This window comes from Dactylosporangium fulvum (assembly GCF_025137375.1).
Classification (GTDB): Bacteria; Actinomycetota; Actinomycetes; order Mycobacteriales; family Micromonosporaceae; genus Dactylosporangium; species Dactylosporangium fulvum.
On the sequence record NZ_CP073720.1, the window covers coordinates 10,251,218 to 10,264,331 of the forward strand.

General features: G+C 69.8%; 12 protein-coding genes. 3 read left to right on the forward strand and 9 right to left on the reverse strand.

What is annotated here, in order from left to right; all coding sequences use genetic code 11:
* Window positions 1-71: 71 nt before the first annotated feature.
* Window positions 72-1,121: an OmpA family protein gene (locus Dfulv_RS47240; protein WP_259860325.1), complete on the reverse strand. Its 1,050-nt coding sequence runs from the start codon at window positions 1,119-1,121 to the stop codon at window positions 72-74.
* Complete coding sequence (locus tag Dfulv_RS47245) at window positions 1,121-2,848, reverse strand: DUF4332 domain-containing protein (protein ID WP_259860326.1); 1,728 nt, start codon at window positions 2,846-2,848, stop codon at window positions 1,121-1,123. Before Dfulv_RS47245 ends, Dfulv_RS47240 begins: the two co-directional genes overlap by 1 nt.
* 169 nt (window positions 2,849-3,017) lie before the next feature.
* Here Dfulv_RS47245 and Dfulv_RS47250 point away from each other — a divergent pair, with 169 nt between their 5' ends.
* From Dfulv_RS47250 to Dfulv_RS47260, 3 genes are all read left to right on the forward strand, one after another.
* Window positions 3,018-4,130, forward strand: a complete 1,113-nt coding sequence (locus Dfulv_RS47250) for an MBL fold metallo-hydrolase (RefSeq protein ID WP_259860327.1) — start codon at window positions 3,018-3,020, stop codon at window positions 4,128-4,130.
* Window positions 4,131-4,243: 113 nt separating this feature from the next.
* Window positions 4,244-5,338 carry a LacI family DNA-binding transcriptional regulator gene (locus Dfulv_RS47255; RefSeq protein WP_259860328.1) on the forward strand — a complete coding sequence of 365 codons (1,095 nt, stop codon included), beginning with the start codon at window positions 4,244-4,246 and terminating at the stop codon, window positions 5,336-5,338.
* A complete protein-coding gene (locus tag Dfulv_RS47260) occupies window positions 5,335-5,529 on the forward strand; it encodes a hypothetical protein (RefSeq protein WP_259860329.1) in 195 nt (64 codons plus the stop codon). The genes Dfulv_RS47255 and Dfulv_RS47260 overlap by 4 nt, the downstream gene beginning before the upstream one ends.
* A gap of 93 nt (window positions 5,530-5,622) precedes the next feature.
* On the opposite strand, the gene Dfulv_RS47265 is transcribed toward Dfulv_RS47260, so the two are convergent.
* From Dfulv_RS47265 to Dfulv_RS47295, 7 genes are all read right to left on the reverse strand, one after another.
* Entirely contained in the window at window positions 5,623-6,225 is a 603-nt protein-coding gene (locus tag Dfulv_RS47265) for a GNAT family N-acetyltransferase (protein ID WP_259860330.1), read from the reverse strand.
* Entirely contained in the window at window positions 6,222-7,724 is a 1,503-nt protein-coding gene (locus Dfulv_RS47270; RefSeq protein WP_406567897.1) for an APC family permease, read from the reverse strand. Before Dfulv_RS47270 ends, Dfulv_RS47265 begins: the two co-directional genes overlap by 4 nt.
* Window positions 7,725-7,777: 53 nt before the next feature.
* Window positions 7,778-8,404, reverse strand: coding sequence for a GOLPH3/VPS74 family protein (locus tag Dfulv_RS47275; protein WP_259860332.1), 627 nt, complete (start codon window positions 8,402-8,404; stop codon window positions 7,778-7,780).
* Between the two features lie 619 nt (window positions 8,405-9,023).
* Window positions 9,024-9,599 (reverse strand): DsbA family protein, encoded by a 576-nt coding sequence (locus Dfulv_RS47280; protein ID WP_259860333.1) that lies wholly within the window; start codon window positions 9,597-9,599, stop codon window positions 9,024-9,026.
* Window positions 9,596-10,087, reverse strand: coding sequence for a redoxin domain-containing protein (locus Dfulv_RS47285; RefSeq protein WP_259860334.1), 492 nt, complete (start codon window positions 10,085-10,087; stop codon window positions 9,596-9,598). Before Dfulv_RS47285 ends, Dfulv_RS47280 begins: the two co-directional genes overlap by 4 nt.
* Window positions 10,088-10,149: 62 nt before the next feature.
* Window positions 10,150-10,605: a hypothetical protein gene (locus Dfulv_RS47290; protein WP_259860335.1), complete on the reverse strand. Its 456-nt coding sequence runs from the start codon at window positions 10,603-10,605 to the stop codon at window positions 10,150-10,152.
* 53 nt (window positions 10,606-10,658) lie between these two features.
* The gene (locus Dfulv_RS47295; RefSeq protein ID WP_259860336.1) at window positions 10,659-13,025 is read right to left on the reverse strand and encodes an immune inhibitor A; all 2,367 of its coding nucleotides are present in this window, start codon (window positions 13,023-13,025) and stop codon (window positions 10,659-10,661) included.
* Window positions 13,026-13,114: the final 89 nt, after the last annotated feature.

The window sequence follows — 13,114 nt, forward strand, 5'->3', positions numbered from 1 at the left end:
CCTAACTTGTCCGAAATATCGGCATAAAGACAGGACCACAACTCCAAGATCGCCGCGCAGAAGGGGGTGACCTACTGCTGGACGATGAACTCCACGCGGCGGTTGATCGCGTTCGAGGCGTCGTCGGTGCCGGGGACCTTCGGGCGGCTCTCGCCGTAGCCCGCCGACGTCAGCCGCTCGGGCGCGATGCCCAGCGACACCAGCGTGTCGAGCACCGTCTTGGCACGGGCCTCGCTCAGCACCTGGTTGCGGTCGGGCGTGCCGCGGAGATCGGTGTGGCCCTCGATGCTCACCCGGACCGCCGGGTTCGCCTTGAGAATCGAGGCGACGTTCGCCACCACGGCCTGGCCCTGCGGGGTCAGGGTCGCGCTGTTGTTCTCGAACTCCACGGTCGGCAGTGCGCCGAGCTGGGTCTGCACCTGCTCCGGCGCGGCGGCCGCGCCGACGACGAGCTCGTTCCTCACCGTGCCGGCCACCGCCTTCGCCGCGGCCTCGGCCTTGTCCTTGACCTCCTGCGACACGACGGTCCCGGTCAGCGTGACCGTGCCGCCGGTCGCGTCGATCACGCCGGCCTTGGTGTCCTTGCCGAGCGCGGCCACCACGGGGCCGAGGCCGGCCAGGTCCGCGCCGCCGGCCGTGCGCTTCGTGTCGACCATGATCTCGTCCTGCACGTTTTCCGCGCCGAACGCCGCCTTGGCCGCGTCGACCAGCGCCGTGTGGGCCGCGTCCGTGGGCACGGCACCGGTCAGCACGACCTTCCCGGCGTCGACGAGCAGCTTGACGGCGGCCGGCTGCGGCGGGACCTCGATCTTCGGCGGCGCCTCGACCCGCACGACGCGGACGCCGGCGAGGTCCAGCGTGATCTTCTTCGCCTGATCGACCTGGTCGGCGGACTCGACCTTGACCGTGCCGTCCCGCCCGACGAACCGCACGTCGGCGTCGATCCCGGCGTCGGACAGCGCGACCTTGGTGCGATCGGTGAGATTGTCTTCGATGTTGTGCCGATGCGGTACCTCGAACGCGTAGACGAGCGCCGCCAGCCCGACGACACCGACCCCGATCGGGATCAGCGGGTTCCGCCGCCGGACCTCCCAGCGGACACTCCGGGTCCGGGTCGCCATCACGTCCGTCCGGTGTCACGCCCGGCGACGAGCCGCCGGGTGAGGTCGGCGAACCCGTCCTCGTCGCCCTCCGCGAGCAGCTTCGCCTGGCGGGCCCAGGTGACGAGGCTCGGCGCGAACCGCAGGTTGGCAGCCTCGAGGGCGGCGCGCAGGGTGTCGACGTCGGCCGCGGCGAGCTGGGCGTACGTGCGGATCCCCGAAGCGATCAACGCGGCGGACATCTTGGGCCCGATGCCTTCGATCCGCTTGAGGTCGTCGGCCGGGGTGTCGTCGGCAGCGGCGGCCTGCACCGGTACCGCGGCGACAGGCTCCGGCTGGGGTTCTGGCTCCGGCTCGGGCTCTGGCTCCGGCTCGGGCTCTGGCTGCGGCTCGGGCTCGGGCTGCGGCTCGGGCTCGGGCTGCGGCTCCGGCTCGGTCTGCGCGACCGGCTCCGGTTCCGGCTGCGGCTCGGGCTCCGGCGCGGGAGCGGCTTCCTCGGCGGGGGCCGGGGAGGCATCGACCGGCGCTTCTACCGCGACATCGACCGCTGCATCGGTCAGGGCATCGACAGGCGTCTCGGCCGGGGCATCCACCGGCGCCGCTTCCGGTGCGGCGTCGGCCACCGGCTCGGTCGCTGCGGGAGCCTTGGGCGCCTTCGCTGTGACCTCACGGCCGGCGATCAGGCGGTCGGTGAGCTTCAGGAAGCCCTCCTCGTCGCCGTCGGCCAGCAGGCGCGCCTGGCGGCCCCACGTCGACAGGCTCGGAGCGAACCGCAGGTTGGCCTCGGCGAGCGCGTCCTCAACGGTGCTGCGGTCGGCGTCGGCCAACGCGGCGTACGTCGTGATACCCGCCGCCCGCAACGCCGCCGCGATCTTCGGGCCGATGCCCTCGATCCGCTCCAGGTCGTCGGGCTCGGAGGAGGTGGCGAACGCCGATTCGACCTCGGCCACCAGCGCATCGTCCACAACGGTGGGAGTCGGCTCAGCCGCCGCGGCCACCGCCGGCTCCGCGACCGGCTCGGGCTCGACGACCGGCTGAGTCTCATCGGCAACAACCGGCTCGGCCTGCGCGACCGGCTCAGGCTCGGCCGGCACCGGCTCCACGACCGGCTGAGTCTCAGCGGCGGCGACAGGCTCGGCCTCCACGACCGGCACCGACTCCGCGACGGGCTCGGCCTCCGCAACCAGCTCGGGCTCCACGACAGGCTCGGACTTCACGACCGGCTCAGGCTCGGCCGCGACCGACTCCGCGACAGGCTCGGCCTGCGCAACCGGCTCAGGCTCGGCCGCGACCGACTCCGCGACGGGCTCGGCCTGCGCGACCGGCTCTGGCTCGGCCGCAACCGGCTCCGCGACGGGCTCGGCCTGCGCGACCGGCTCTGGCTCGGCCGCAACCGGCTCCGCGACGGGCTCGGACTTCACGACCGGCTGGGGTTCAGCGGCCGCGACCGGCTCGGGAACAGCTACCGGCTCGGGTGCCGCCGGGGCCGGATCGGCCGGCGGCGCCGCCGCCACAAGGGGAACGGCGTCCGTGGTGGATTCATCGGACCGTGCGCGGCGGAGCTGTCGGCCCCACCACAGGTAGCCGACGAGAAGGCCGAGCAGGAACGCCAGCGCGATGAGCAAGAGTGACTGGTTGGTGAACCAGACCACGACGGGCCTCCGAGGGGACGTGACCGACGCGTGAAGAGAGAGTTCGCGGGGCAGCCTTCCATACCTCGATGCCGAACAACAGAGCCGCGGAGACAACCTGTGCCTGCCGGTTCCGGCGATTTGCCGCCCAGGCCCCCGCCCATGGACGCATTTCCGCAGATAGAACGCGTTTGCCGGAGGTACGGCACATGAGGTACCGAAGAAGGCGCCAGACTCCGGTGGGAGGCTTGGTGCTGAAGCTCACGAGTATCGGAGGCGACTGAGCATGGGGAAAACGACGCGAGTGCTCGCGGTGGCGGCGGTGGCGGCTGCGGCGGGCGGTGTCGCGTGGGCTCTGCGTGACCTGCCGGCGCAGCTGGGTGCGGTGCCGACAGGCGCACGGGCCGAGCGGATGCGCCGGTCGCCGCAGTTCGGCGAGGGGCGGTTCCGCAACTCGGTGCCGGCGGACATCCTCCCGCCGCACGCGATGCGCAACGCCTTCGTCGAGCTGCTGACCGGCAAGGAGCCGCGCAGGCCGGCGGGGACGATCCCGGTGGTGCGCCCCGAGCTGGGCGGCAAGCTGACCCCCGACGGGCTGCACGTGACGTGGCTCGGCCACTCGACCGCACTGGTCGAGATCGAGGGTGTGCGGGTCCTGTTCGACCCGGTGTGGAGCGACCGCTGCTCACCGACGTGGTTCCTCGGGCCGAAGCGGATGCATCCGATGCCGCTGCCGATCGACGAGCTGCCGCGCATCGACGCGGTGGTGATCTCGCACGACCACTACGACCACCTCGACCTGGCGAGCATCCGGGCGCTGCTGCGCACTCAGCAGGCGCCGTTCCTCGTGCCGCTGGGTGTCGGCGGGCATCTGGAGCGCTGGGGTGTGCCGCGGGAGCGGCTGGTCGAGCTGGACTGGGAGGAGCAGGCGACGGTCAAGGGCGTGCGGCTCACGGCGACGGCGGCGCGACACTTCTCGGGGCGCCGGTTCGCCCGTGACGGCACTCTGTGGGCGTCCTGGGTGGTCAAGGGCGCACAGCGCAGTGTGTTCTACACCGGCGACTCGGGCTACTTCGACGGCTACAAGGAGATCGGCGCGCAGCACGGGCCGTTCGACGCCTCGCTGATCCAGGTCGGCGCGTACAACGACGCGTGGCCGGACATCCACATGAAGCCGGAGGACGGCGCGAGCGCACACCTCGACGTCCAGGCCGGGGTGCTCATCCCGCTGCACTGGTGCACGTTCAACTTGGCGCTCCACGCGTGGTCGGAGCCGGTCGAGCGGTTGCTGGAGGAGTCGGCGGCCCGTGACATCACGCTGGTCGTGCCCCGCCCGGGTGACCGGGTCGACATCGATGTGTTGCCGGCAGTTGAACCGTGGTGGCGCCCTATTGCGTAAGCATGAAATGAGCAGGTCAGGGCACGTGTCTCGGCACACATGACGAGACCCGACAAAAGCCTGGCAGGCACCTCCGGACCGGCGTACTGTATCGATACAGAAGGACTGGATCGATGCAGAAGGGAGGGACCTGGACCATGGCGGCGACACTGCAGACCATCGCCGACGAGCTCGGCGTGTCGCGGAGCACCGTTTCCAATGCCTACAGCCGACCGGACCAGCTCTCGCCCGACCTGCGCGCCCGGATCCTGGAGGCGGCGGAGCGCCTGGGCTACCCGGGGCCCAACCCCACGGCCCGCTCGCTGCGCCGCGGCAAGGTCAACGCGATCGGTGTGCTGCTGACCGACAACCTGTCGATGGCGTTCACCGATCCCTATGCGGTGGAATACCTGCGCGGGCTGGCGGAGGCGGCCTCGGCGCGGGAGACCTCGCTGCTGCTGATCAACCTGCCGAAGGACGAGGAAGCGGGCCGGCGCGTGGTGAGCAACGCCGCCGTCGACGCCTTCTGCCTCTACTGCGTGCCCGACTGGCACGGCGCGCTGGACCTGATCCGCACGCGCGGCGTGCCGATCGTGATCGGCGAGGACCCGAACGCCTTCGGGCCCGACGCGAGCTACGTCGGTATCAACGAGCGTGCGGCGGCCCGGCGGCTGGGCGAGCACATCGTCAAGCTCGGCCACCGCGACATCGCGATCGTGGCGCACTGGATCGTCGACAGCGGCGTGACCGGAGTGGTCTCCGCCGACCCCGACGGGCTGCGCTACTACGTGACCGGTGAGCGGGTGCGGGGCTTCCGCGACGCGTTCGTCGCGGCCGGCCTGCCGTGGGAGCGGGTGACGCTCATCAACGCGGCGAACAACCACCGCGACGAGGGCGCGGCCGGCGCGGCGCACGCACTGGACCGGCTCGACCGGGCCACCGCGGTCCTCACCACCTCCGACGTCCTCGCGCTCGGCGTGCTCGACGCGCTGCGGGTGCGGGGGCTGACCCCTGGCCGGGACGTCTCGGTGACCGGGTTCGACAACATCCCGGACGCCGAGGTCAACGGCCTCACCACGATCCGCCAGCCCAGCGTCGAGCGCGGGCGGCTGGCGGGCGAGCTGCTGCTCGACCCGCCCGAAGACCCGGCGCGGCGTCGCCTGACGCTGCCCGTCTCGCTGGTGGTCAGGGCGACCACCGGACCCAATCCATCCAAGGAGCTGCCATGACCCCCGTCGCACTCATCATGTCGCTGGAGGCGGTTCGCATCGAGGCGAACTCGGCCATGCCGAACGCACCCGTCGTCGACGACCGCCGCCGTGAATCGGTCGCCATGACCAAGGTGCGTGGCCTCACCGCCCGCACGCTGCGTCGGGCCGCCGACCGACTCGAGCCCACGCCGGCGCTCACCTACGGGTAACACCTCGCGGTAAGCGTGCATGAAAACAGTGTGGGAGGCAGGTCACCGCCTGCCTCCCACTGTGTCTTCCCTCTGCGAAAAAACCCGAGCTGCTCAGCGCGGATCGCGCCACATCGGCCACATCGCCGGGTCCGGCCCGCCGTCGGGCAGACCGAACGGCGCGTCGAAGTCGGTGTAGCCGTGCCGCAGATAGAGTGCCCGGGAGCCGGGGCTGCTCGCCTCGAGGTATCCCGGGACACCCTGCCGGTCGAGGTGGGCGTGGTGCTCGTCGAGGAGCCGCCCGCCCAGACCTGCCCCCTGGTGCTGCGGGCTGACCGCCAGCAGCACCAGGTGATCGTGCGGCGCGTGGAGCGGGTGCGCCTTGTGCATCGCCTCGTCGAGCTGCTGGAACCTCGGCGTGTGCACGCCGCAGGCGGCCAGCAGTCGCTCGTCGTAGTCGGGGATGTCCGGCACGCCCTCGGGCGCGCCGGTGTACCAGACCGCGACCGCGGTGTGGTCGTCGGTCGTGTGCACCACGCCGTGCTCCACGGCGTGGTGGACGAGGATCTCGAAGTCGTCCTCCAGGATGCGACGCCGCTCCGCCGGGTTCGGCACCAGCCACTGGCAGACCGGAAGCGGTTCGAACGCCTCGGCGACCAGCTCGGCCAACACCCGTACTTCCGGCAGCGTCGCCCGGCGGATCGGCGTTCCCGTCATGAGCGGCTGTCCGCGAACGGGGTCTGGGACTCGATACGGGCGGTGTTCGCCTTGGCGCCGAGGCCGATGGCGTCGTAGTCCGAGCGGTTGATGGCCCGCAGGATCAGCGCCCAGATGACGCCGATGACCGCGACCGCTCCGTACGCGGCCGGGAAGGCCCAGACCGCGGCGTTCTCGTTGCCGGGCGCGAAGCCGAGCAGCCCGCCGAAGTTGTCGACCACCAGCCAGATGATGTACCCGAGGGCGATCGTCGCCAGGATCGGCGCGATGAGCCGCGACCAGACGCCCTCACCGCGGACGTCCTTGGCGAAGTAGAAGATGACCGACAACGAGGTCGCCGTGACGAGGAACAGCACACCGACTCCGCCCGAGGTGCCCAGCCAGAAGAACAGGTTGAGCATCGGGTCCCAGCCCTGCACCGCGAAGAGCACGAGGACGACGAGCGCGATGACGGTCTGGAACAGCGAGCCGGAGGCCGGTGCGCCGGAGCGGGCCCGGGTGCGGCCGAAGAACGCCGGGAGCACCCGCTCGCGGCCGAGCGCGAAGGCGTACCGCGCGGTCGTGTTGTGGTAGCTCAGGGCGGCGGCCGCGATGCTGGTGGTCAGCAGGATGAGGCCGACGTCGGCGGCCCACGCGCCGCCCTTCTCCGCGAGCGTCGGGAAGAACGGACCGCCGCTGTCGGCCATCTCCTGCGCCATCGGGACGGTCTTGTCCACGCCGATGCTGGACGCGGCGGCCCAGCTGGTGATCGCGTAGGAGAACACCATGACGGCCAGACCGAGGAAGGTGGCCGCGGCGACGGTGCGGTTCTTACTGCGGGCCTCCTCGGCGAAGACCGGCGCGGCCTCGAAGCCGACGAACGCGGTGACCGCGACGGCGAACGCCGGGCCGGCCGCGCTGCTCAGGGCGCCCCAGGTCCACGGCTCGAAGCTGATCGAGCCGCCGTCCGGGTTGCTGAAGAAGATCACGTCGAAGATGGTCACGACGATGAGCTCGGCGCCGAGCAGGACCATGAGGACCTTGCTGTTGACGTCGACGCGCAGCAGGCCGAGCACCGCGACGATGAGCCACAGCGCCAGCGCCAGGATCCACCACTCGACGTTGACGTCGGCCTTCTCCGCGAGGATCAGCGAGGCGTAGAAGCCGAACGCGCCGTAGAGGCCGATCTGCAGCAGGTTGTAGGCCAGCAGCGCGACGAGGGCACCGGCGACGCCGAGCGGCCGGCCGAGGCCCTGCGAGATGTAGCTGTAGAACGCGCCCGCGTTGGTGATGTGCCGGGACATCGCGACGTAGCCGAAGCTGAACAGGGCCAGGACGATCGCGATGATCACGAACGCGAGGGGGAAGCCGGTGGTGCCGACCCAGCCCCACGCGCTGGACACCAGGGCGCCGACCACCATCAGGGGTGCGGCCGCCGTGAGGGCGAACATGATGACGGAAGGCACGCCCAGCCTGTCGCGGGCTAATGCCTGTGATACCACGCTAGGTCGCGCGGACATCGGTCCTCCAGGGGTTGAGGGGGGAAGGGGAGAGGGAAGTCCGAGCCGCGCCGTCACCCGCGCTGGGAAAGCACCGCGTCACCGACCGCCGACTCGACCTCGAGGATGAGGTCGCGCAAGGGCGGCGGCAGCGCGGCGATCGCCTGCTGAAGTCGTCTTGTGCTGGTCTGGTCGGCGTCCCAGAGGACGTGACCGGTAAGCCCGGTCGCCTCGGCCAGGCCGGCGAGTGTGGTGTCGGCGACCCGCATCGGCTCCGCGCCGGTGAGCAGGCGGCGGAGCCGCACCACGCGACCGGCAGGGAGGTTGATGTCGGTCGACACCCATCGGGTCGTGCTGCGCAGCAGGCGCCGGACCGTGGTCTGCTCGACCAGCCCGACGCGTGCGAGGCGCTGCCCGACCGCGTCGACCGCCGTCTGGCCCAGGAACAGCAGCCAGGTGCGCACCTCGCGGTGCTGCGTCTCGGCGATCATCGTGGCCAGGTTGGTGTGCGCGAGCGGGTCGGACGGTGGTTCGCGGCTGATCACCCGCAGGCGCGGCCCCTCGCAGACGATCCTCTGCTCGAGCACCAGCTCACCGAGCATGGCGCCGGCCAGCCCGAGCTCGACCGCGCGCTGCGACAGGCGGGACTTGCCGTCCCGGTCGTCGTGCGCGATCAGGAAGAAGTCATCGGCAAGCAGCATCCGCCAGCACTCCCGCGCCGTACCGGAAGGTGCGCAGGGCACGCCGCGCCGTTGAAACCCACCCAGGCGCGCACCATCACCGCACTTCCGTCTCGTCGTGCGACCCCCTCGGACCGCACGCTTCCCGGGGCCCTCCCACAAGACCCGAGGTTCCGCCGATTTCCTGAACGCTTCAAGTTTGGTCCCGAAAGACCTCGGGACCCAACGCGAAAGCATGCACTGCGCGTAAGCGTCTTCGCAACTCCCGAAATGAAGCGTTGTGTTAACACAGATCAACAAAAGTGGTATTGACGGTGGCCGCACGAATCGTGAGCTACTGAGCGTCACTGGCGGGATTTCGCTGCCAGCGGTACGTTCCGTGACATGCGCGCAGGCATATGTGCCACGTTGTCGCGCCTTAGACGGCGACGGATCATGTCGCTTTTGGCGTCGCCTTCTCAGCGCCACCAGTGCGAATGCAGATCAACGATCGGCGCGTGATGATCTATAAGATTCCGCGAAATGACGGAACGCTTTCAACTCGACATGACGCGTGGTGACGTCGAGCGATCGCGAACAAGATTCACAGTAGCTACGCCCCGTACGGACTGTAGCCACTGCGCCGCCCAGCGGTGAACGCCTACACGACGGGCGGCCCGCTCGCCGCCTCCGCAGCCTCGTCGACGGCCTCCAGCAGCTCCTCCAGCGAGTATCCGCCGTCGTGCCGGACGCCGTTGATGTAGAAGGTCGGGGTGCCGTTGACCCCGCTGCGCACGCCGCCCACGAAGTCCCGGCGCACCCGGTCGAGGTGCAGGTGGGCGCCGACCTCGTCGGCGATCTCGTCGGACGGCAGGTCGAGCTGCTCCACGCCGACCATCAGCTGCCGGGGGTTGATGGCGCGCTGGTGCTCGAAGAGCCAGTCGTACATCGGCCAGAACTTGCCACGCGCACCGGCCGCCTCGGACACCTCGGCCGCGAGTTCCGCGTACGGGTGGACGTTTGTCAGCGGAAAGTGACGGAACGTGAAGCGCACCGTATCCTGCCGCAGCCGCAACAGGTCCTGCAGGATGGAATGCGCCATGCCGCAGTACGGGCACTGGAAGTCGCCGTACTCGACCAGCGACACGGGTGCCGTCTCCGGGCCGATCGCGTGGTCCTCGGGGCCGACGGGCACCACCAGTCGAGCCAGCGTGACCTGGAACGGAGTGGTCGTCATAGCACTGGCCGCCTTTCACTGTCGAGCCCCTCGAGGGCGTTGAGGATCCCGTCGGCGCCAGGGTTCGTCCCCGGCGGGGAGACATGACTCCAGACCACCACGCCGTCGGCGTCCAGCACGAACAGCGCACGCTCACACATCCCGGTGGACTCGTCGTAGACGCCGTAGTCGCGAGCGACGGCCCCCTTCGGCTCGAAGTCGGCGAGCAGCGGGAAGTGGATGCCCCGATCCTCCGCGAAGGCCTTGTGCGACCACACGCCGTCGACGGAGATGCCCAGCACGCCGGCGTTGTAGCGCTCGAACTCGGGCATGACGGCCGAATAGAGCGACATCTGATCGCTGCAGACCGGGCTCCAGTCCGCCGGGTAGAAGGCGAGGACCGTTGGGCGCCCGCGAAACTGCGTGGTGCCAACCTTGTGGGCATCCGGACCGGCCGGCAGCTCAAAATCGGGCGCGCGTTGCCCAGGCTGAGGTAGTGGACCGCTCATGTCTTAACGGTTCGCCGCCCCTGAGCGGGCGGGTTCACCCGGATCGGGTGTCCTTACCCGGGTCAGACCGGGGTCACCGTCTGCGGGGTCAGCGGGCTGCCGGTGCACACGGTGCGAGCCTCGGGGTTGGGCACGCCCACGACCTTGACCTGCTGGCCGTCGCGCAGCTTCGCCGCGTCGGGGCCGAGCAGCGTCCAGGTCACCGAGTCGGTCACGAGGTCGACGCACTGCCCCTCCACCCGGATCCTCCCCCGCGTCGTGACCTGCGGGAAGTCGTCGGTCGGCGGCTCCGGCTCCCTGGTCTTCGGCAGGCCGGTCGGCAGGCTGACGGTGGGCACCGGCTGGACGCTGCGCGGCGAGGCGGCCGGCGTGCCGGCGGAGGCCGGAGCGGACGCGGCGACCGAGGCCGTCCCCGAGGCCGAGCCCCCTGGTGCGGCCGTGTCGGCGCCGCCGGGGGAGCGGGAGGCGCAGCCGGCGAGAACCGCCGTGACGGCGAGGAGGAGTCCGAGTGTTCTCATGCCCACTTGGACCTCCTCCTCGCCGTGCGCGGTTCCGTTCGTCAGGCGAACGGTCAGGCCGTGACCAGGATGGTCATGGACGTGCCGTTCTCGAAGAGCGTGAAGATCTTCACGCCGTTGTTCGGGACCTTGACGCCGTAGTAGACGTTGTTGGCCGGGTCCTCGCGGTAGTAGCTCTTGCTGTCGTCGAACAGCGGGTTGCCCCACTGGCCGCCGAGCGTGCTCGACGCGTTGCTCGCCCCGTAGTGCAGGGTGAACTGGTCCGTCTTCCGCATGGAGAACGGCGCGTCGAACGCCTGGATCCGCGGGCGCCACGGCGTGCCGTCGCCCTTCAGCACCAGGTCCGGGTGCGAGTCGACCGGCAGGATCATGCCCTCGCCGTGGTGCGTGCTCGTGTTGTTGTCCCGGTACGAGGTGTCCCAGTACGTGACCAGCAGGCCGGCCTGGTACGGGAAGTGCTCGACGAAGTCCGGCCGGTCGGCGAAGCCGAAGTTGTACGGGCCGGTCTTCATGTACTTGTCGTAGGACTCGTACGTGCGGTGCGAGGCGATGATGTAGTTGTCGTACTCGGTGGTGAAGCTGGCCCCGGTGGCACTGAAGCCGACCGCGGTCCAGCCGTTGGCACCGGACTCGGCACCGTCGGCGAAGATCGTGGTCGCACCGTTGGTCAGCTTGATGTTGTCGGCGAAGAAGCCCTGGCCACCGGCGGCCGGGTCGGTGCTGTAGCGGAACCGCAGGCCGATCGCCTTGCCCGCGTAGGCGGACAGGTCGAACGTGGCCGCGGCCCAGCCCGAGCTGGTGCCCTTGATACCGGCGCCGCCCTCCGACTCGGGCGCGTTGCCGATCGAGCCCTTCACCGGCTTGAACCCGGTGCCGTCGTCGACCTCGACGTAGGCGTAGTCACACGGGTCGGTGTCGCAGTCCTCGATGTCCCACGCCGCCTGGAAGCTCAGCGTCGAGGTACCGGCGGGCAGCGTCACCGTGCGGGTGAGCGTGTTGTTCAGGTTGTTGCCCTGACCGCTCCACCACGACTTGCTTCCCTCCGGTGGGACCGGCAGGTTGGTGACGACCTTCTTCTTCGGCAGGTTCACGACGACGGCCTGCGGCTTCTTGCTGTTGTACTCGTGCGGTCCGAGGTCGACGAGCTTGGTCTGGCCGGCGTTGACCGTCTTGTAGTCCAGCCAGCCGAGCTGCAGCTTGTCCCACGCGCCGAGGTCGGCGGCGCGGGCCGCGATGCCGTTGTCGCCGGGCAGGCTGACCCGGCTCTGGCCCATGATGGTCCACCAGTTCACCGGATTCTCGGCGTTGCCGCCGGCGCCCGTGGTGTCGTAGTGGTCCGGCAGGCCGAGGTCGTGGCCGTACTCGTGCGCGAAGACGCTCAGGCCGCCGTTCTCCGGCTGGATCGTGTAGTCACGCACCCACAGGCCGGTGGTGCCGATCTGCGTGCCACCGAACTTGTTGTAGTCGGGGCCGGTGGTGGTGTTCTGGAACACGGCCCAGCGGTGGCTCCAGATCGCGTCCTCACCCTGGTACGGGTCGCCGTCGGCCTGGTCGCCGCCGGAGTGGACGATCTGGAAGTGGTCGATGTAGCCGTCGGGCTCGTTGAAGTCGCCGTCGTGGTCGTAGTCGTACCGGTCCCACGTGTCGTACGAGGCGAGCGTGGCCTTGATCTCGGCGTCGGTCTTGCCCTGGGCGTGCTGCCCGTCGACCCACGCGTTGATGGCGTCCTGGATGAGGTACCAGACGTTGCTGCAGTTGTTGGCGGCACACGGGTAACCGTTGGACCGGCCGTAGCGGGCCTCGTTGTACGGGACCTTCACCCAGTCGGTGACCATGCCGTCGACGCTGTAGCGGCCCGAGGACTGCTGCTCGTAGTACGTCTTGAGCGACTCCGTGCCGTTGCCGGTCGCGAAGTACATGTTCTCGAAGTACTGCTTGCTGAAGTCCTGCCGCCAGATCGTCGAGTTGTCCACGGCACGGTTCGGCGCCGGGATCTCGTTGTGCAGCGGGCCGTCGAAGCGGATCGGACCCTCGAAGTTCGGGCTGGTGTCCTGGTCCGGGTAGTTCGGGTGCCGCTGGTTGCCGAACTCTGCGAGCACGACGAAGATCTTGTCCGTCTTCTCGCGGCTCAGCTCGACGTACTTGTCGACGTGGCCCCTGCGCTTGTCGCCGATCTTGACGACCGTGCTCGCTCCACGCTTCTCCGTGGCCGCCTGGCCTGACAGGACCTGGGACAGCGCGACCTCACGAGCCTCGCGCCGCTTCTCCTCAGCCGGGTTGGGCAACTCGTCGGAGGGCGACGCGGTGTCGAAGGACGGTGGCTGCTTGGCCGGGACGGCATGTGCCGCGCCTCCGCCGACGAACACCCCCATCCCCGACGCAAGCGTGAGACTCAGCAGTCCCACGGTCAATTTACGCACAGGTTCCTCCCTGGTGGGGCATGTAAGCACCAAGGCAATATGTCGATGCCTCGATGCACCTGTCGCGAGAGAGTAGGGGCTGTGCGCAC